Annotated in this window: 15 protein-coding genes and 1 pseudogene; 10 read left to right on the top strand and 6 right to left on the bottom strand. The window is 72.1% G+C overall.

Going from position 1 to position 19,800, the window contains the following annotated elements:
• Nucleotides 1-21: 21 nt before the first annotated feature.
• Nucleotides 22-831 carry an Fpg/Nei family DNA glycosylase gene (locus CW362_RS22870; RefSeq protein WP_103551390.1) on the bottom strand — a complete coding sequence of 270 codons (810 nt, stop codon included), beginning with the start codon at nt 829-831 and terminating at the stop codon, nt 22-24.
• 137 nt (nt 832-968) lie between these two features.
• Nucleotides 969-1,457, bottom strand: coding sequence for a ribose-5-phosphate isomerase (locus tag CW362_RS22875; protein ID WP_103551391.1), 489 nt, complete (start codon nt 1,455-1,457; stop codon nt 969-971).
• A gap of 260 nt (nt 1,458-1,717) precedes the next feature.
• Here CW362_RS22875 and CW362_RS22880 point away from each other — a divergent pair, with 260 nt between their 5' ends.
• Entirely contained in the window at nt 1,718-3,196 is a 1,479-nt protein-coding gene (locus CW362_RS22880) for an amino acid permease (RefSeq protein WP_240657977.1), read from the top strand.
• 503 nt (nt 3,197-3,699) lie between these two features.
• Here CW362_RS22880 and CW362_RS22890 read toward each other — a convergent pair.
• The gene (locus CW362_RS22890) at nt 3,700-4,284 is read right to left on the bottom strand and encodes a biotin transporter BioY (protein WP_103551393.1); all 585 of its coding nucleotides are present in this window, start codon (nt 4,282-4,284) and stop codon (nt 3,700-3,702) included.
• A 577-nt stretch (nt 4,285-4,861) separates the two neighbouring features.
• Between CW362_RS22890 and CW362_RS22895 the strand changes: the two genes are divergently transcribed.
• From CW362_RS22895 to CW362_RS22925, 6 genes and pseudogenes are all read left to right on the top strand, one after another.
• On the top strand, nt 4,862-6,064 hold the full coding sequence (locus tag CW362_RS22895; protein WP_103551394.1) for an ROK family transcriptional regulator: 1,203 nt from the start codon (nt 4,862-4,864) through the stop codon (nt 6,062-6,064).
• Nucleotides 6,065-6,549: 485 nt separating this feature from the next.
• Complete coding sequence (locus CW362_RS22900) at nt 6,550-7,668, top strand: ABC transporter substrate-binding protein (protein WP_103551395.1); 1,119 nt, start codon at nt 6,550-6,552, stop codon at nt 7,666-7,668.
• A 5-nt stretch (nt 7,669-7,673) separates the two neighbouring features.
• Complete coding sequence (locus CW362_RS22910; protein ID WP_240657978.1) at nt 7,674-8,726, top strand: ABC transporter permease; 1,053 nt, start codon at nt 7,674-7,676, stop codon at nt 8,724-8,726.
• Nucleotides 8,702-9,436, top strand: a pseudogene (locus CW362_RS22915) (ABC transporter ATP-binding protein); the annotation flags it as partial. The gene CW362_RS22910 and the pseudogene CW362_RS22915, both read left to right, overlap by 25 nt.
• A gap of 116 nt (nt 9,437-9,552) precedes the next feature.
• Nucleotides 9,553-10,947 (top strand): LLM class flavin-dependent oxidoreductase, encoded by a 1,395-nt coding sequence (locus tag CW362_RS22920; RefSeq protein ID WP_276313687.1) that lies wholly within the window; start codon nt 9,553-9,555, stop codon nt 10,945-10,947.
• Nucleotides 10,948-11,015: 68 nt separating this feature from the next.
• Nucleotides 11,016-11,909 carry a TauD/TfdA dioxygenase family protein gene (locus CW362_RS22925; RefSeq protein WP_103551396.1) on the top strand — a complete coding sequence of 298 codons (894 nt, stop codon included), beginning with the start codon at nt 11,016-11,018 and terminating at the stop codon, nt 11,907-11,909.
• 63 nt (nt 11,910-11,972) lie between these two features.
• On the opposite strand, the gene CW362_RS22930 is transcribed toward CW362_RS22925, so the two are convergent.
• Complete coding sequence (locus CW362_RS22930; RefSeq protein WP_103551397.1) at nt 11,973-12,599, bottom strand: histidine phosphatase family protein; 627 nt, start codon at nt 12,597-12,599, stop codon at nt 11,973-11,975.
• Nucleotides 12,600-12,786: 187 nt separating this feature from the next.
• Nucleotides 12,787-13,455 carry a mycothiol-dependent nitroreductase Rv2466c family protein gene (locus tag CW362_RS22935; RefSeq protein ID WP_103551398.1) on the bottom strand — a complete coding sequence of 223 codons (669 nt, stop codon included), beginning with the start codon at nt 13,453-13,455 and terminating at the stop codon, nt 12,787-12,789.
• A gap of 193 nt (nt 13,456-13,648) precedes the next feature.
• Here CW362_RS22935 and pepN point away from each other — a divergent pair, with 193 nt between their 5' ends.
• The 3 genes from pepN to CW362_RS22950 all read left to right on the top strand — a co-directional run bounded on the left by pepN (nt 13,649) and on the right by CW362_RS22950 (nt 18,454).
• The gene (gene pepN, locus CW362_RS22940; protein WP_103551399.1) at nt 13,649-16,243 is read left to right on the top strand and encodes an aminopeptidase N; all 2,595 of its coding nucleotides are present in this window, start codon (nt 13,649-13,651) and stop codon (nt 16,241-16,243) included.
• A 402-nt stretch (nt 16,244-16,645) separates the two neighbouring features.
• The gene (locus CW362_RS22945) at nt 16,646-17,698 is read left to right on the top strand and encodes a hypothetical protein (protein WP_103551400.1); all 1,053 of its coding nucleotides are present in this window, start codon (nt 16,646-16,648) and stop codon (nt 17,696-17,698) included.
• A 189-nt stretch (nt 17,699-17,887) separates the two neighbouring features.
• A complete protein-coding gene (locus CW362_RS22950; protein WP_103551401.1) occupies nt 17,888-18,454 on the top strand; it encodes a cysteine hydrolase family protein in 567 nt (188 codons plus the stop codon).
• On the opposite strand, the gene CW362_RS22955 is transcribed toward CW362_RS22950, so the two are convergent.
• Nucleotides 18,451-19,644 (bottom strand): serine hydrolase domain-containing protein, encoded by a 1,194-nt coding sequence (locus CW362_RS22955; protein ID WP_206301025.1) that lies wholly within the window; start codon nt 19,642-19,644, stop codon nt 18,451-18,453. The two genes, CW362_RS22950 and CW362_RS22955, sit on opposite strands and share 4 nt — an antisense overlap.
• Nucleotides 19,645-19,800: the final 156 nt, after the last annotated feature.

Below are 19,800 nucleotides of genomic sequence, written 5' to 3' on the forward strand. Positions count from 1 at the left end.
GACCCGGCTCCTTCGCGGGGTTCAGGCCTTCTGGCAGGCCGGGCACCAGAAGAGGTTGCGGGCGGCGAGATCGGCGGTGCTGATCTCGCCGCCACAGATGTGACAGGGCAGATCGGCCCTGCGGTAGACGTAGACCTCGCCGCCGTGGTCGTCCACGCGCGGCGGGCGGCCCATCGCCTCGGGGGTGTGTTCCGGCCGGACCGTGTCGATGCGGTTGTTGCGGACGCCCTCGCGCATGAGGTCCACGAGGTCGGCCCAGATCGCGTCCCACTCCGCGGCGGCGAGGTCCCTGCCCGCGCGGTACGGGTCGATGCCGTGCCGGAAGAGGACCTCCGCGCGGTAGACGTTGCCCACGCCCGCGATGACCTTCTGGTCCATGAGCAGCGCGGCGATCGTCGTGCGGCTGCGGGAGACCCGGCGGTAGGCCGCCGACGGATCGGCGTCCGGGCGCAGCGGGTCCGGACCGAGGCGGTCGTGTATCGCGCGCTTCTCGTCGTCCGTGATCAGGGCGCAGGTGGTGGGGCCGCGGAGGTCGACGTACGCCGTCTCGTTCACGAGGCGCAGCCGGACGGTGTCCGTGGGCGGCGGGGCGGGTGTGCCGCCGAATCCGACCTTGCCGAAGAGACCGAGGTGGATGTGGACCCACCGTCCCGGACCGAACCCGAGGAAGAGGTGCTTGCCGTGGGCCTGCGTCGCGGTCAGGACCGATCCGTCGAGGAGGGCCGCGGCGTCACCGAACTTGCCCTGGGGGCTGGTGACCCGGACGCCGCGGCCACCGAACGCGGCGAGGTAGTCCTCCGCGAGCCGGTGAATGGTGTGCCCCTCGGGCACCGTTCCTCCCGCTGTCTCTCTCGCCCGGCGGCCCGGAGGCCCGCCGGTTCGTCGATCCCGTCGGCCCGTCGATCCCGCGGGCCCGTGGGCCCGTGGGCCCGTGGGCCCGTGGGCCCGCGGTCCGATCGGTGCCGGTCCTACGGCTGCTGCGGGTGGTGGGCCGGGATCGGCGGGAGTTCCCGGGTCGTCTCGTAGTCCGCGAGCATCTCGATGCGGCGGACGTGGCGCTCCTCGCCGGTGAACGGCGTGCCGAGGAAGGTCTCGACGAACTTCGTCGCCTCTTCCTGGGTGTGCATGCGGGCGCCGACGGAGATGACGTTCGCGTTGTTGTGCTCGCGGCCCAGCGCGGCGGTCTGCTCGCTCCAGGCGAGCACGGCCCGTACGCCGGCGACCTTGTTCGCGGCGATCTGCTCGCCGTTGCCGGAGCCGCCGATGACGATCCCGAAGGCACCCGGGTCGGCCACGGTGCGCTCCGCCGCGCGGAGGCAGAACGGCGGGTAGTCGTCCTGGGCGTCGTAGATGTGGGGCCCGCAGTCGACGGGCTCGTGGCCGGCGGCCTTGAGCCACTCGACGAGGTGGTTCTTCAGTTCGAGACCGGCATGGTCGGATCCGAGATACACGCGCATGGTCCGAGTGTGACACGGCCGTCCCGCGTGGGCCGCGCCGGGGCCCGCACGAGAAAACTGTGAGCAAGCCTACAGAACCTCAAGAAAACCTCAAGTAACAATATGGATTCGAAGGTTCACGAACTCATCCACCTCCGTTTCACTGGACACGCTTGTACAGCGGTCCTCACGAAGGACCGTCGCGTGCCCCGTACACCGCTCGTACGGGGCGGGCGCCCTGTACCGCGATCTGCTCATACGGCGCAAAGGAATCCCCCTTCATGACCTCGCAGCCGACCCCCACGAAGGCCGCACAGGCCCCCGGAGAACCCGGTGGCGGCCTCCAGGCAGGACTCAAGAACCGTCATCTGTCGATGATCGCCATCGGCGGTGTCATCGGAGCCGGGCTCTTCGTCGGCTCCAGCTCCGGCATCGCCACCGCGGGCCCCGGCATCCTCCTCTCGTACGCCCTCGTCGGCACGCTCGTGGTGCTGGTGATGCGGATGCTCGGCGAGATGTCCGCCGCCAATCCGACCTCGGGCTCGTTCTCCGCGCACGCCGACCGGGCGCTCGGCCGCTGGGCGGGCTTCTCCATCGGCTGGCTGTACTGGTTCTTCTGGGTCGTGGTGCTGGCCGTGGAGGCCACCGCCGGTGCCAAGATCCTCGAAGGATGGATGCCCGCCGTACCGCAGTGGGGCTGGGCGCTCATCGTGATGGTGGTGCTGACGGCCACCAACCTGGTCTCCGTCGGCTCCTACGGCGAGTTCGAGTTCTGGTTCGCCGGGATCAAGGTCGTGGCGATCGGCGCGTTCATCGTGGTCGGCGCCCTCGCGATCCTCGGAGTGCTGCCGGGCGTGGAGGCCCAGAAGGCCGGGCTGGACAACCTGACCGGTCACGGCGGCTTCCTGCCGCACGGCCCCGGCGCGATCCTCACCGGCGTGCTGCTGGTCGTCTTCTCCTTCATGGGAAGCGAGATCGCGACGCTCGCCGCCGGCGAGTCCGAGGACCCGCAGCGCGCCGTGACCAAGTCGACCAACAGCATCATCTGGCGCATCGCCGTCTTCTACCTGGGCTCGATCCTCGTCGTCGTCGCCCTGCTGCCCTGGAACGACCCGTCGATCAAGGACAAGGGCTCGTACGTCGCCGCCCTGGACTCCCTCGGCATCGCGCACGCCGGTCAGATCATGAACGTCATCGTGCTGACGTCCGTGCTGTCCTGCCTCAACTCCGGCCTCTACACGGCCTCCCGGATGGCGTTCTCGCTCGGTCAGCGCGGTGACGCGCCCAAGGCGTTCGCCCGCACCACGGGGCGCGGCGTGCCGATGACCGCCATCCTCGTCTCGGTCGCGTTCGGCTTCGTGGCCGTCTTCTTCAACTACAAGTTCCCGGACTCGGTCTTCCTCTTCCTGGTCAACTCCTCCGGTGCGGTGGCCCTGTTCGTGTGGCTCGCCATCTGCTTCTCGCAGCTGCGGATGCGGAAGATCATCCAGCGCGAGGCGCCGGAGAAGCTCGTCGTGCGGATGTGGCTCTACCCGTACCTGACCTGGGCGACGGCCGCGATGATCGTCTTCGTGCTCGGCTACATGCTGACCGACACCGAACACGACGGCCGGGAGACCGTGCTGCTGTCGCTGCTCGTCGCGGCGATCGTGCTGGTCATCGCCTTCGTCCGGCAGAACGTCGGCGCGGGCGCCCGCTCCTCCGGGCAGCCGGTCGAGAGCGGCTCTCCCGAGGAGACCCGGGCCGAGGTCGGCGCCTGACCCGCCACCGACGCCTGAGCGGGAGAGGGGCCCGCGGCTGATCGCCGCGGGCCCCTCTCCCGTTCTCCTCCCACCCGCGCCTCCCCTCGTCCACCGCGAAGCGTGACGACGGCCGACCGGCCCCCGGCCCAGGTCCTGGGCCGGGGGCCGGCTTTGGAGGCCGGGGGCCGGAGGCCCGGAGGGTAGGACCGGTGGACCGGGGCCGGGGCCGGGGCCGGAGGTCATGGGCCAGGGCTGAGGCCAGGGGCCGGGGCCGGGATCGGGGCCGGGGCCGGAGGTCGGGGTGGGGTGTTGTCGGCCGGAGTGGCCGGGGCGGTGTCGGCCGGAGTGGCCGGGCGGTGTCGGCCGGGGTGGGGAAAGCGTGAAGGCCCGCCGGGCGGGACCAGAAAACGGCCCGGCGAGCCTCTCGCGCAGAACGACGACGGCTCGGACACGAGACACGAGCGTCGGCTGGGTGATGACGTCGTCCGGCCGGTGGGGTCCAGGACCCCACCGGCATGGCGTCACTTCTTGTCGACGAGCTTCCAGGCGCCCGGCAGGATGCCCATCGCCAGGGCGGCCTTGAGGGCGTCGCCGATCAGGAACGGGGTGAGGCCCGCCGCGACGGCCGCGCTCGCCGACATGCCAGTGGCCAGGGCCAGGTAGGGAACGCCGACCGCGTAGATGATCGCCTCGCCGAGCAGCATCGTGCCCGCCATGCGCAGCACGGAGCGGTCGGCGCCACGGCGGGCCAGGGCGCCCACGACGGTCGACGCGAGCAGCATGCCGAGGATGTAGCCGAAGGACGGGGCCGAGGCACCGGAGCCGCCCCCCGCGAACCACGGGACGCCGGCCATGCCCACCAGCGCGTACACCGCGAGCGACAGGAAGCCGCGGCGCGCGCCGAGCGCCGTGCCGACGAGCAGCGCGGCGAAGGTCTGGCCGGTCACCGGCACCGGGGAACCCGGGACGGGCAGCGAGATCTGGGCGGCAAGGCCGGTGAGCGCGGCACCGCCGAGCACGAGGACGGCGTCACGGACGCGGGAGGCCGGAAGAAGGTCGGCGAGGACCTCACCGGGGCGGGAGGGCGTGGCGACAGCGGTGCTCATGAGGACTCCGGCGAACGGGGATGCCCCTTGGCCCACGGGGCCGGGGGGAGGACAGGTCGGAACACGGCGACGCTATCCCAGCGGCTTACGGGTGATCACCGTCAGTGCTCGACAAAGCGCGGATCAGCGCCATGGTGGGCTCCTTACAAAGAGTGCCTGGTACACCTGCTCAAGGGTGATGCTGGTCACTGAGGTGAAGTCGTTTCCGCTACGGGGCGGTCCGGGGTCGGCACTGTGGGGACTCACCAAAGACTCCACCGAGCGTCCGAACCGGTCCGGAACCGGCCGGAGCGGGAACGTGCCGGGGCTGTCCGGTCCTTGGGCGTATCTGGCGGCGCCCCCGGTCGGCCCCCTACCCTTCACCGCATGGTTCCCCAGGCCCTGAACTTCGCGTCGCGTCGCTATGTCGACCTGCGACGCCAGGGCACGGCCACCTGTCGCCGCCCGTCCTGAGGCGGGGCGGAGCGGATCCGGCTCGCCGAGACCACAGCGGACCACACCAGACGCACGCCGCGCACGCCGCGGCGGGGCGTACGTGACGGCGCTCGGCCGGACCAGCTCCCGAGGAAGAACTTCCATGGCCAGTACGGTGGCACCCCCTTCCCTGTCCCCTCCTTCCCCCGTCCTCGCCCGGCGCCGGGCGAGCGCCAGCGTGATCCTGCGGTCCGTGCTGGAGCACGGGCCGGTCGCCCGCAGCACCATCTCCCGGCTGACCGGGCTCTCCCCCGCGTCGGTGACCGACTACTGCGCCCGGTTCACCGAACGGGGTCTGATCCGGGAGGCCGCCGCTCCCCTCCGGTCGGGCGGGGTCGGGCGGCCGCACCTCCCGGTCGACCTGGACCACTCCCGTTTCGTGGTCGGCGGGGTGCACGTGGCCGTGCCGTACACGACCGTCGCGCTGCTGGACCTGCGCGGGCGGGTCCTCGCCGAGAAGCGGCTGCGGCACGACGGCACCGAACCGGGCCCCGTCCTCGCGAACGCCGCCGACGCGATCGCCGCTCTCCTCGCCGGCGTCCCCGGCCGGACCGCCCTCGGCATCGGCGTGGCGGCCGGCGGCTGGGTGGACCCGGACTCCGGCACGATCGTGGAGCACCCGATGCTGGGCTGGCGTGACGTGGACGTGCGGGAGGCCGTCGGGGCCCGCACGGGGCTGCCGGTCCACGTGGACGGCCACGCGCGGGCGTTGGTCAACGGGGAGCGGCTGTTCGGGCGGGCCAGGGGCAGCCGGAGCGTGCTGCATCTCTTCGCCGGCAACGTGGTGGACGCCGCCTTCGCCACCCACGACCAGGTGCACTACGGACCCCGCTCGCAGGCCGGGGCGATCGCCCATCTGCCCCTGCCGGGCGGGGCGGAGCGGTGCGACTGCGGCCGGACGGGGTGCCTCCAGGCCGAGCTGAGCGAACGGACGCTGTGCCGACGGGCCCGGGAACGGGGGGTCACGGACGGCTCGAACCCGATGCACGTGGTCTTCGCCGCGGCCGCCGGGGACCCACTGGCCGTGGAGTTGCTGACGGAGCGTTCCCGGATGGTCGGGCGGGCGGCGGGGCTGCTGCTCGACGTGCTCAACCCGGAGACGGTCGTCGTCACCGAGATAGGCGCCATACACCGGGAGGACTGCCTCGGCGCGCTGCGCGAGGCGGTGGGACCGGAACGGGCGTCCGCGGTCGTCCCGACCAGCTTCCCCGATTCGGTGCTGGCCGTGGCGGGCGGGTCGGTCGTGCTCGACGTCCTCTACCGCGATCCGCTGGGCTCTCCGGGCTCCCCACCGGGGGCTAATTAATTCAGAAAGTCGGAATGTTGACAGGGTTCCTTCCCGGACAGGAGCATCGTGTGCATGAGCAGCGCGCGGGTGCAGGTTCCGCTCACCAAGTGCCGTGTGGTCGACCTGATGCGGGTCGCACGCACACGTTGTTGCTGACCGCCTGTCACTGACCGGCCGTCACCGACACCCCGTCACCGACGTTCCGTCACGGACGCGTGGTCGTCGGCGCCTCGTCGCCGATCCTCCGGGACGTTGATCCGCCGGTGCGCTGATCCCTCGGTGCACTGATCCGTCGTACGCGGGACCGGCTGTCCGACGCCGGCGCGGCACGGACCGTCCGGCCGTCGTCCCCGTCGGCCCGTCTCCTTCGGCACGCCACCGGCGTGTGTCCTCTACGGCACGCCACCGGCGTGTGTCCTCTTCGGCGCGCCCGCCTCTCCTCCGGCTTCGCCCTGCCCGGAACCCCGCGCGCTCTCCCGCCCCTGGAATCTCCGGAGCCTCCCATGCCACCACTGTCCGCACGGTCAACGCGTGCCTCCTCGTCCCCCTCTCCCTCCCTCTCCCCCTCCCCGTCCGGTGTCGACCGGCGCGTGTTCCTGTCCTCCCTGCTCGGCGCCGCGGCCGTGGCCGGGCTGAGCGGCTGCACCGCCGCCGGCGCGGCCGACAGCCGGTCCGCGGGAGACCTGTCGGCGCCCCTGGCCGACAAGGTGCCGCAGGGCACCAAGCTCTCGATCGCCTCGTACCAAGGCGTCCAGGAACTCCAGTTCAAGCTGGCGGGGCTGGCCGGGCTGCCGTTCACCGTGTCCGACTGGGTGAACATCGGCGCCGGGCCCGACGTCATCAACGCCTTCCGCGCCAAGTCCCTGGAGGTCGGGAACAACGCGGGCATCCCGCCGATCCAGGCGCACTTCCAGGGCTTCGACGCGAAGATCGTCGCGATCAACATCACCAGGAAGCCCAACTACCTGTTCGCCACCAAGCCCGGCAGCGACATCAAGGACGTCCAGGGCTTCAAGGGGAAGAAACTGGCCTTCTCCCAGGGACAGGCGCAGGGTGTCGTCCTGCTGCGCGCCCTGAAGCAGGCGGGTCTGTCCTACGACGACGTGAACCTCGTGCCGCTGACCAGCAACCAGTTCCTCACCGCGCTCCAGGCCGGGCAGGTGGACATAGCCCCGCTCGCCAACAGCCAGGCACCCGCCTATCTCAAGCAGTACGGGTCCAAGGGCGCCCACACCATCGACACCGACGTGGTGGACCTGCTCAACCTGCTCTGGGCGCCCACCTCGGTGCTGGCCGACCGGGCGAAGGCGGCCGCGGTCGCCGCGTACATCCCGCGCTGGGCGAAGGGCCAGGTGTGGGCGTACGAGCACCCCGACGAGTGGAACGAGGAGTTCTACGTCAAGACGCAGAACCTGACCCTCGCGCAGGCCCGGTCGATCACCGCGCTCGCCAACAAGCCCCTCTTCCCGCCGAGTTGGGACGAGGCCGTCAAGTGGGAGCAGGAGACCGCCGATCTGCTGGCGGAGGGCGGCTTCGTGAAGAGGTTCAAGGTCGGCTCGCTCTTCGACCGGCGCTTCGAGGCCATCGCGGCCAGGGCCGTCCCCGCGGAATACCGGAGGTGACGGCCGTGACGAGCAGGACTTCGACCGAGGACCGGTCCACGACCGGGTCCGCGCCCGCCTCTCCCCCGGCCGGGACCACGCCCCCGTCGGCCTCGGCCACGACCTCGACCACGACCTCGACCACGGCCGACACCGCCCCGGCCTCCGCCGCCGCGTCACCCGCCGGCGTCGGCACCGAGCCGCCCCCGGCCGTACCGGTCGCGGCGGAGGCGGTCGGCGCGGGAACGGCCGGCGGGGCCGGAGCCGGCGGCCGCCCGTTCCGGCGGGCTCCCCGGACCCGGCGCCGCACCCTCGCGCCCGGCAGGCGGCTGCCCGCCTCCCGGATCGTCGGTCCGGCCCTGTTCCTGGCCCTGTGGGCCGTCGCGTCCGCCGCCGGACAGCTGGATCCCGGCGCGATCCCCGCGCCCTGGACGGTGCTGAGGACCACCGGTGACCTGTGGACCGACGGCACCCTGCCCACCGATGTGCTGACGTCGCTGGAACGCGCGGGGTACGGGTTCGCGTTCGGCCTGACCGCCGGTGTCGTCCTCGCCCTCGCCTCCGGGCTCAGCCGGGTCGGGGAGGCGCTGATCGACGGGACCGTACAGCTCAACCGGGCGATCCCGACCCTCGGCCTGATCCCGCTGTTCATCCTCTGGCTCGGCATCGGCGAGACCTTCAAGATCGCGATCATCGCCATCGTCGTCTACATCCCGATCTACCTGAACCTGCACTCCGCCCTGTCCGGCATCGACAACCGGTTCGTGGAACTCGCCGAGGTCCAGGGGTTGTCGAGGATCCGCTTCATCCGTCAGATCGTGATCCCCGGCGCGCTGCCCGGCTTCTTCGTCGGACTGCGGCTCGGGGTGACCGGCTCCTGGCTCTCCCTGGTCGTCCTGGAGCAGATCAACGCCACCAGCGGCCTCGGCTACATGATGTTCCAGGCCCAGAACTACGGCCGGACCGACATCATCCTCGTCGGCCTGCTGGTCTACGGCATCTTCGGGCTCGTCTCCGACAGCGCGGTTCGTCTCGTCGAACGAAAGGTGCTGTCGTGGCGACGCACACTCAGCAGCTGACCCGCTCCCACACGGTCCGCCTGCGCGGGCTCACCAGGTCGTTCGAGGGCCGCACGGTGCTCGACGGCATCGACCTCGACCTTCCGGCGGGCCAGTTCACCGCCCTGCTGGGGCACAGCGGCTCCGGCAAGAGCACGCTGCTGCGCGCCATCGCCGGCCTCGATCACGACGTCGCCGGCAGCGGGGAGCTCACCGCCCCGGAAAGGGTGTCCGTCGTCTTCCAGGACTCCCGGCTGCTCCCCTGGCGCCGCGTCCTCGACAACGTCCTGCTCGGCACCGACGGCCGGGACGCCGCGGAGAGGGGCCGCTCCGCCCTCGCCGAGGTGGGACTCGCGGGGCGCGAACGGGCCTGGCCCAATGAACTGTCCGGCGGCGAGGCACAACGCGCCGCCCTGGCCCGCTCCCTCGTCCGCGAGCCCGAACTGCTCCTGGCCGACGAACCGTTCGGGGCGCTGGACGCGCTCACCCGGATCCGGATGCACGTGCTGCTGCGCGAACTGTGGGAACGCCACCGGCCGTCCGTGCTGCTCGTCACGCACGACGTGGACGAGGCGATCGTGCTGGCCGACCGGGTGCTCGTGCTCGACCACGGCCGCATCGGCCTCGACCTGTCCATCGACCGTCCGCACCCGCGCTCGTACCGCGATCCCCTGCTCGGCGAATACCGCGAACGGCTGCTGAACGCCCTCGGGGTGACCGAGGACGTGACGGGGACGACGGCGAGGACGGGGTCCGGGACGACGGCACGCCCCGCGACCGGCCCGGACACGACGGCGGACGACGGCGCCGGGCACGGCGCGTCCGCACACCAGGAGGAGAAGCACCCGTGACCAGCCCGCGCCGGCTCCATCTCAACGCCTTCCTGATGAACACCGGGCACCACGAGGCGTCCTGGCGGCTCCCGGAGAGCGACCCGTACGCCCACGTCGAGACGGCCCACTACGTGCGTCTCGCGCGGATCGCCGAACGCGGCACCTTCGACTCGCTCTTCCTCGCCGACGGCCCGGTCCTGTTCAACAGCGTGGGCCAACGCCCCTCCGGGGCGCTCGAACCCATCACCCTGCTCACCGCGCTGGCCACCGCCACCGAGCACATCGGCCTGATCGCCACCGCCTCCACGTCCTACAACTCCCCCTACAACCTGGCCCGCAGACTCGCCTCCCTCGACCACATCAGCGGCGGCCGCGCGGGCTGGAACATCGTCACCACCGCGGGCGCCGAGGCCGCCCGCAACTTCGGCCTCGAGGACGAGCCCGCGCACGCCACCCGGTACGAGCGCGCCGCCGAGTTCCTGGACGTGGCGCTCAAGCTCTGGGACAGCTGGGAGGACGACCTCGTCGTCGCCGACAAGGCGGCGGGCGTCTGGGGCGACCCCGGCAAGATCCACCCCGCGCGCCACAAGGGGACGTACTTCAGCGTGGAGGGCGCCCTCAACGTGCCCCGCACACCGCAGGGTCACCCGCTCCTCGTGCAGGCGGGCTCCTCCGAGGACGGCAGACGGTTCGCGGCCCGGTACGCGGAGGCGGTGTTCACCGCCCAGCAGACCCTCGCGGGCGCCCAGAAGTTCTACGCCAGCCTCAAGTCCCTCACCGGGCGGGCCGGCCGGAACCCGGACCACGTCAAGGTCCTGCCCGGCATCGTCCCGGTCGTCGGCTCGACCGAGGCGGAGGCGCGCGCCCACGAGCGGGTCCTGGAGGACCACATCGTGTACGAGCACGGGCTGAACCGGCTGGAGCACCTGCTCCGCCTGGAGCCCGGCACGCTCGCCCTCGACGCGCCGCTGCCCGACGACCTGCCGCCGGAGAGCGCGATCGAGGGGGCCAAGAGCCGCTACACCCTCGTCGTGGAGCTCGCCCGGAGCGAGCGGCTGACCGTCCGCGAGCTGATCGGCCGGCTCGGCGGCGGGCGGGGCCACCTGACCTTCGCCGGAACGCCCGAACAGGTCGCCGGCACGATCGAGGAGTGGTTCCGCGGCGGCGCCGCCGACGGCTTCAACATCATGCCCGCCGTGCTGCCGTCCGGCCTCGGCCTCTTCGTGGACCACGTGGTGCCGATCCTGCGCGAGAGGGGCCTGCTCCGCCGGGAGTACGGGCCCCGGCAGACCCTGCGGGAGCGCTACGGGCTGCCGCGCCCGGCCAACCGGTACGCGACCGCGCCGACCGTCCCCGCACCCGCACCCGCCCCGGCGACCGCGTCCGTGAACGCGACCGCCCTCGCCTGAACCGCTCGCACATCCCCCGAACCCGCTCGCACATCCCCGAACCGCCCAGCCGAAAGGACCCGTACCCCATGACGGACATCGAGATCCAGAAGGTCACCGCGCACATCGGCGCCCGTGTCCTGGGCGTCGACGTCTCCAAGCCCCTGGACGACATCACCGTCGCCGCCCTGCGCACCGCCCTCGACGAGCACAAGGCGCTGGTCTTCGACGACGTCGACCTGGACGACGAGGGCCAGCAGGCCTTCGCCCGTCACTTCGGCGACCTCACCACCGCGCACCCCACCGTGCCCGCCGTGGACGGCGCCCCGAACGTGCTGCCCGTCGACAGCGAGCGGGGCCGCGCCAACCACTGGCACACCGACGTGACCTTCGTGCTCAACCCGCCGCAGGCCAGCACCCTGCGCAGCATCACGGTCCCGCCGTACGGCGGCGAGACGCTCATCGCCAACGCCGCGGCCGCCTACCGCGATCTGCCCGAACCGCTCCGGGCGTTCGCCGACACCCTGTGGGCCGAGCACACCAACGACTACGACTACGCGGTGCCGGACGAGAGCGTGGACGAGGACCAGGCCGCGCAGCGCGCCCAGTTCACGTCCATCACGTTCCGTACCGCGCACCCGGTCGTCCGGGTCCACCCGCTGACCGGGGAGCGCGGCCTGTTCATCGGCGGGTTCGCGCAGCGGATCGTCGGACTGTCGGTGGGCGAGTCCCGCAAGATCCTCGACCTGCTCCAGGCGTACGTCACCCGGCCCGAGAACGTCCTGCGCTGGCGCTGGTCCCCGAACCAGCTCGTGCTGTTCGACAACCGGATCACCCAGCACTACGCGATCGACAACTACGACGGCCTGCCCCGTCGGCTGAACCGGGTGACGGTCGCCGGTGACGTGCCGGTCGGCATCGACGGCACGCGGAGCCACTCGATCCAGGGCGACGCCTCGCACTACACGTCGGTGGCCGGCTGACGCCCCCGCCCGACGAGCACCGGGACGGCCCCCGCGGGGAAACCCCTCGCGGGGGCCGTCCCGTCACGGTCCGCACGGCACGTTGAGCGAGACCAGGGCGGCCGCCCCGTCCTCCATCCGGAGTTCGGTGACCGCCGCGTTGCGCAGGCTCGGCAGGACCCGGCGGTACTCGCCCAGCGGGATGGACAGGGCGGTGCACAGCACCAGGCGCAGCAGGGTGTTGTGGGAGACGACCAGCACGCGTTCGCCGGGGTGGGTGTCGGCGATGCGGCGCAGGGCGTGCGTTCCCCGGGCCGCCGCCGTGCGCGGGTCCTCCGCCTCGGGGAAGGGGTAGGACACCGGGTCGACGCGGTACGCCTTGGCGCGGGCCGGGTTCTCCTGTTCGAACTCGGCGAGCGTGCGGCCCTCCAGCACCCCGAAGTCGCATTCGCGCAGGGTGGGTTCACGCCGTGCGACCAGCCCGAGGGCGCGGCACGCGGGCTCGGCGGTGGCGACGGCGCGGGACATGGTCGAGGTCCAGATCGCGTCGACGGGGTGCGCGGCGGCCCAGCGGCCGAGGGCCTCCGCCTGGGCGCGGCCCTCCTCGGTGAGGTGGACGTCGCTCACTCCGGCGTAGCGGTTCTCCGCGTGCCGGACGGTCTGCCCGTGCCGGACCAGGAGGAGGGTCGTGCGGCGGCTCGTAGTACTCATGAATCCGCAGTATCCAGGTCCGGGCCGGGCCCGTGGGTGCGCCACGGGAGGTCCTGGGCGCGGCGAACCGTTTCGTCCCGCCGCCGGTCCCGTGAGCGCATGCGCTCACGGGACCGGTTCCCCCACGGACGGCTTCCCGGGGTCCGGGGTCACGCAGCCGGGGCCGGGGCCGGGACGACCGGAACGCCTACAGGTTGCTGAAGTCCGGTCCCGCCGTACGCGTGCGCTTGATCTCGTAGAAGCCCGGCACCGAGGCGACCATGAGCGTGCCGTCCCAGAGCTTGGCGGCCTCCTCGCCCTTGGGGGCCGGGGTGACGACCGGACCGAAGAAGGCGAGCTGCTCGCCGTCGGAGCCGGGCACGGCGATGACCGGGGTGCCGACGTCCTGGCCGACCTTGTCGATGCCCTCCTTGTGGGAGGCGCGCAGCTCGGCGTCGAACTCGAAGTTCTCCTGGTCGGCGTAGTCGATCAGGTCGGCGGGCAGTCCCACCTCCTCGAGGGCGCCGGCGATCGCCTCCTTGGTCGCGCCCAGACCGTCGTTGTGGAAGCGGGTGCCGAGCGCGGTGTACAGCGGGCCGAGGACGTCGTCGCCGTGCTTCTGCCAGGCGGCGGTGACCACCCGGACGGGCTGCCACGCCGTGGTCGCGAGCATCTCGCGGTAGTGGTCGGGAAGCTCGTCCAGCTTGGGCTCGTTCAGGACGGCGAGGCTCATGATGTGCCAGCGGACCTCGATGTCGCGGACCTTCTCCACTTCCAGCACCCAGCGCGAGGTCATCCAGGCCCAGGGGCACAGCGGGTCGAACCAGAAGTCGACGGGGGTCTTGCCGGAACTGGTCTGAGCGGTCTGCTCGGGCATGGCTCTCCTCGGAACGCGGTGTTTCCCGTGGGAACACCGGCGTACGTCCGCACCATTCCCGCGCATCCGTGCGATTCCAGGGTCGGTAGGGGGATTCCCCTGTGTCGCCGTCGTCACGGCACCCTCCGTAAGGAGCGCATGGCAGGATCGGCCCTGTTCACACATGTCCATGCCGCCATGAGGGAGTGCAGCCGTGCCCGGTGAGAACCTGTCCCGCGACGAGGCCCAGGAGCGGGCGGCATTGCTGTCCGTGGACAGCTACGACGTCTTCCTCGACCTGCGTTCGGCCGTCGGGGGGACGGAGCCCGGCGCGGCGGCCGGGGAGCCCCGCACGTTCCGCTCGGTCACCACGCTCCGCTTCCGCTGCGCCGAGCCGGGCGCGGCGAGCTTCGCGGACCTGGTCGCGCCGAGTGTGACGGCCGTCTCGCTCAACGGCCGGGACCTCGACCCCGGTGAGGTCTTCGACGGCTCCCGGATCCGGCTGGAGGACCTCGCCGCCGAGAACGAGCTGGTCGTGGACGCGCAGTGCGCCTACTCCCGCACCGGCGAGGGCATGCACCGCTTCGTCGACCCCGAGGACGGCGAGGTGTACCTGTACACGCAGTACGAGCCCGCCGACTCGCGCCGCGTCTTCGCGAACTTCGAGCAGCCGGACCTCAAGGCCCCGTTCCGCTTCGAGGCGAGGGCCCCCGAGGGCTGGACCGTCTGGAGCAACGGCGTCGGCGAACTCGTGGACGGCGTGTGGAGGTTCGCCGAGACGAAGCCGATCTCGACGTACATCACCGCGGTCGTGGCGGGCCCGTACCACTACGTGACGGACTCCTACTCCCGCACCTTCGACGACGGTACGACGCTGGAGATCCCCCTCGGCGCGATGTGCCGCAAGGGCCTGGCCCCCCACTTCGACGCCGACGACGTGTTCCTGGTGACCAAGCAGGGCCTGGACTTCTTCCACGACCACTTCGACTACCCGTACCCCTTCGGGAAGTACGACCAGGCGTTCGTGCCCGAGTACAACCTCGGCGCGATGGAGAACCCGGGCCTCGTCACCTTCCGCGAGGAGTACATCTTCCGCGGCAAGGTGACGCAGACGTCGTACGAGGCGCGGGCGAACGTCATCCTGCACGAGATGGCGCACATGTGGTTCGGCGACCTCGTCACCATGGTCTGGTGGGACGACCTGTGGCTGAAGGAGTCCTTCGCCGACTTCATGGGCACGTTCGCGAACGTCGGCGCGACCCGCTTCACCGACGCCTGGATCACGTTCGCCAACCGCCGCAAGGCCTGGGCCTACCGCGCGGACCAGCTCCCGTCCACCCACCCGATCACGGCCGACATCCGTGACCTGCAGGACGCCAAGCTGAACTTCGACGGCATCACCTACGCCAAGGGCGCCTCCGTCCTCAAGCAGCTGGTGGCCTACGCCGGACAGGACGCCTTCCTGGAGGGCGCCCGCCGCTACTTCAAGCGCAACGCGTACGGCAACACCCGCCTCGGCGATCTGCTGTCGGCCCTGGAGGAGACGAGCGGACGGGACATGGCCGCCTGGTCCCGGTCCTGGCTCCAGACCGCGGGCGTCAACTCGCTGACCCCGCAGGTGATCCTGGACGCCGAGGGCCGCGTCGCCGAGCTGGCGGTGCTCCAGGAGGCTCCCGAGTCCCACCCCGAACTGCGCCCGCACCGCGTGGCCGTCGGCCTGTACCGGCGCGAGGGGGGCACCGGTCCGCTCGTGCGGTACGCGCGCGCCGAGGTGGACGTCGACGGGCCGCGCACGATCGTGACCGAACTGGCCGGCGCCGGGGCTCCCGAGCTGGTCCTCGTCAACGACGACGACCTCACGTACTGCAAGATCCGCTTCGACGAGAACTCGCTGGCCACGCTGCGGGAGGCGCTCGGAGAGATCACCGACCCGCTCGCCCGGGCCCTGTGCTGGTCCGCGCTGTGGAACCTCACGCGCGACGCGATCCTGCCCGCCCGGGACTTCGTCGCCCTGGTGCTGCGCTTCGCGGGCCGCGAGTCCGACATCGGCGTCCTCCAGATGCTCCAGGCCTGGGCGAACTCCGCGCTCGTCAACTACGTGGCGCCCGACTGGCGCGAGCAGGGCGGAGCGCTGCTCGCCGAGGGCGCGCTGAGGGAACTGCGGCTCGCCGAGCCGGGCGGCGAGCACCAGCTCGCCTGGGCCCGCTTCTTCGCCGTCGTCGCCTGCGGCGAGGCCGATCTCCAGCTGCTCCAGGGCCTGCTGGAGGGGACGGCGAAGATCGACGGCCTCGAGGTCGACCAGGAGCTGCGCTGGGCGTTCCTGGAGCCGCTGGCCGCGCGGGGCGCCGCCGACGAGTCCGTCCTCGCCGCCGAGCTCGCCCGCGACGACACGGCCTCCGGCAAGCGGCACCAGGTCCGCTGCCTCGCGGCCCGCCCCTCGGCGGAGGTCAAGGCCCAGGCCTGGGCCGCCGTCGTGGAGTCCGACGCGCTGTCCAACGCCCTCGTCGAGGCGACGATCTCCGGCTTCGGCCAGCCGTCCCGGCGGGACCTGCTGGAGCCGTACACCGCCAAGTACTTCGCCGCCGTCGACCGCGTCTGGGCGGAGCGCTCCATCCAGATCGGCATGGACGTGGTCAGGGGACTGTTCCCCTCGCTCCAGGACTCCCCGGAGACCCTGGCGGCCACGGACGCGTGGCTCGCGGCGCACGAGGACGCTCCGCCCGCGCTGCGCCGGCTGGTGCTGGAGTCGCGGGACGATCTGGCGCGGGCGCTGCGGGGACAGGCCCGCGACATCGCCGCCGCGGGCTGACCACCCGTCCCGGGCACCCGTCCCGGGCGGACCCGACCGCAGGGGGCACCGGCGCCGAGGGCGTCCGGTGCCCCCTGCGGTGTGCCGGTCCGGCGACGCCCCCGGTGAACCGGTCCGGCACGCACCGACGGGCCTGCCGGTGAACCGGTCCGGCGCGCGCACCGGTCGGCTGATCGGACGCGTGCGTCGATCCACTGATCCGATACCGCGCCGGTCGGCTGATCCGATGCGCGCATTGGTTACGAAATGCAGGTATGCAGACCCGTAACCCCTATGAACGCCCACCCGGACCAGCGGCTTTCCCCGGTCGAACATCCGTGCTTTCGGGCGTGGTTGTCCCGATTCTCCGACGAGCGGGTAACAGCGGTTAGAGGGCCGCACCCGGGCGGGCATCCCCGGTCCATGAACCACAGCACCCCGCTCTCCCCCCGCACCCTGCACCACCCGTCCCCCGTACAGCACCGGGTCCTGACCGCCGCCCAGTTGCGCGACCACGGCGTGACCACCACGGACGCCGGCGAGCGGTGTCGGCCCGGCGGCCCCTGGCAGCGGCTCCTCCCCGGCGTCTTCCTCCTGCACCCCGGCCCGCCTACTCCCGAGGAGCGGCTGCACGCGGCCCTGCTCTACACCGCCCGTCCCCCTTCCTCCCGCCCGGCACCCCGCATCCCCGCCCAGCCGGGCACCCCGGGACCGCACACCCCCCGGCCCGTCGCGGACGCGCTGATCACCGGCCTGGCGGCGCTGGCCCTGCACGGCTTCTCCTGCGCCCCGCCGCTGCCCTCCCTCGACACGATCGACGTGCTGGTCCCCCGTATGCGCCGGCTGCGCTCGACCGGCTGCGTCCGCATCGTGCGCACGACCGTGCTGCCGCCCCCCGTGTTCGTGGCCGGACTCCCGGTCGCGGCCGTCCCCCGCGCGCTGGCCGACGCGGTCGCGGAGCTGACCGACGGGGAGACCGTGCGCGGTCTGCTGACGGAGGCGGTGCGCCGCGGCCTGTGCGAACCGCGCTCGGTCGTGGAGGAGCTGACGGCGGCCCGGCTGCTGGAGCGTCCGCACGTGATCGACGCCGTGGACTCGCTGGTGGCGGAGGGCAGGGCGATCGCGGAGAACCGCCTGTACCGGATGGTCCTCGAACACGGTCTGCCCGACCCGGTCTGGAACGTCGGTCTGCGGCTGCCCGGAGGCCCGCACCTCGGTGCGGTGGACGCGTACTGGCCCGAGCAGGCGGTGGCGGTCGAGCTGGACACCCGGCCCCTGCTCCGGGGCGCGGAGGCCGGGCGCTCGGAGCAGGCCCGCAGACGCGAGCGGCTGGAGCGGCTCGGCGTCACCGTCGTCCACATCGCCCCGCGCAGGCTCAGGGACGCGATGGAGGAGCAGGCCGTGATCGTGCGGACCGCGCTCATGGCCGCGAACGACCGCGATCCGGCCGCGTACGTCCTGGTGCTGCCGCGGTAGTGACGGACCGGGCCGCGCCGGAGGGGAGGGAGAGGGCCCGCGGGCCGTTCGCACGGGCCCTCTCCCTGGTTCCGCCGGCGTTGTCGGTGCGGCGAACTACTGTGGTACGGGCTGGAGTTCCACGGACGGACCCGCCCGCCACGAGGAGCCGGACGGAAGACGGGTCCGGACAGGAGACAGGAGAGCGTGATGACGACCCTGCCCGATCGCCCGAACACGGCGCTGCTGGTGATCGACATGCAGCACGGAGCGGTGGACGGCGCCCACGACCTCGCGGGTGTGATCGCGAACATCGACACGCTGGTCGCCAGAGCTCGCGCCGAGGCCGTGCCGGTGATCTGGGTGCAGCACTCCGACGATCACATGAAGTACGGCAGCGACTCCTGGCAGTACGTGCCGGAGCTGGTCCGCCAGGACCCGGAGCCGGTCGTCCACAAGAACTACGGCGACTCTTTCGAGGCCACCGAGCTGGAGGACCTGCTCGCCGAGCGTGCCGTCGGCCACGTCGTGGTCACCGGCGCCCAGACGGACATGTGCGTCCGCTCCACCCTCCACGGTGCCTTCACCCGCGGGTACGACGTCACGCTGGTCGGCGACGCCCACACCACGGAGGACCTCACCGCGTACGGCGCCCCCGCCCCGGCCGAGGTCGTCGCGCACACCAACCTGTACTGGAAGGAACAGCGCGCGCCCGGCCGGCGCGGGAACACCGTCGAGGCGGCGAAGGTGAGCTTCACCGCCGGGGCCGCCGGCTAGAGCCTGTCGGACAGGCTCGGGGACAGGCCCTGGGAGGGGCTCGCCGCGGGCGGCCGCGTCCCGCAGAACTCCGCCTCGACGACCGCCTCGACGTCGCCCGTCCAGTCGCCGTTGAGGTTGAAGGCGAGGGAGTGGCGGCCGTCCGTGGTGGTGACGGCCACGGAGATCGAGCCGTGGATGCCGCCGTCATGGCCCCAGACCTGGACTCCGCAGCTCAGCTTCCGCTCCAGGAGGCCGAGGCCGTAACCGCCGTCGGGGAAGCCGTCGATCCGGACCGTCGACTTCATCTCCTCGAGCTGCTCGCGCGGCAGGAGCCTGCCGCGCAGGAGGGCGGTGTAGAAGCGGTTCAGGTCGGCGCTGTCGGAGATCATCTCCCCCGCGGAGGAACCCCAGGAGGGGTTCAGGGAGGTGACGTCGTAGGTCGGTCCGGTCGTCGTCTCGGCCAGCTTGGAGTACGCCCTGCTGTGCGGCCCGGGAACCGTCACCCGGGTGCCCGGCAGGGACGTGGCGTGCAGGTGGAGGGGCTTGATGATCCGGTCGCGGATCTGCGAGGCGTAGGAACGGCCGGTGACCTTCTCGATCACCATGCCGGCCAGGACGTAGTTGGTGTTGGAGTAGTTCCATGACGTGCCCGGAGCAAAGTCCGGCTTGTGGGACAGGGCGACGGCGACGAGCTGCTCCGGCGTCACCGTGTCGTAGCGGTGGCGGAGGAATCCGTCCTTGGCCAGGTACGTGGCGCCGAAGTCCTCGTCGGCCGTGTAGTTGAAGATCCCGCTGGTGTGGTTGAGGAGCTGGCGGACGGTGATCCTGGTCCCGTCGTTGCCGTTGCCGCTCACCACTCCGGGCAGCCAGGTGTCCACGGTGTCGTCCAGTGACAGCCGTTTCTCCGCCTCCAGCTGGAGCAGGACGGTGGAGATGAACGTCTTGGTGATGCTGCCCACGCGGTAGTGGTCCGCCGTGGAGCGCGGTGTGCCGGTCCGCAGGTCTCCCGTGCCCGCGGTGGCGGACCAGGTGCCGTGCCGGTCCACGGCCGTCGCCGTCACCCCCGGCACGCCGTCGCGCACGGCCGCCTCCACGGCCCCCCGTGCCGGCGCGTGGCCGCCTCCCCCGGGCGCCGCCGCCGCGACGCCCGCCTGCGTCACCGCGGCCGCCGCGGCGATCGCCCCCACCAGTGCCGTACGTACCCTCATGTCTTCCCCGTCTCGCTGTGGGACTCGGTCGGGGGGAGGGACCCGAGGGCGCGTCGGCGGGTTGCCCGGACGGCGTGGGTTGATCCTCTTTCAGCCCTTCTTGAGGATCAGCTCGGTGTTGCGGTCGCGCGAGCGGCCCGCCAGGTCGGTGCGGGA

The organism is Streptomyces populi (genome assembly GCF_002911015.1).
Taxonomy (GTDB): domain Bacteria; phylum Actinomycetota; class Actinomycetes; order Streptomycetales; family Streptomycetaceae; genus Streptomyces; species Streptomyces populi.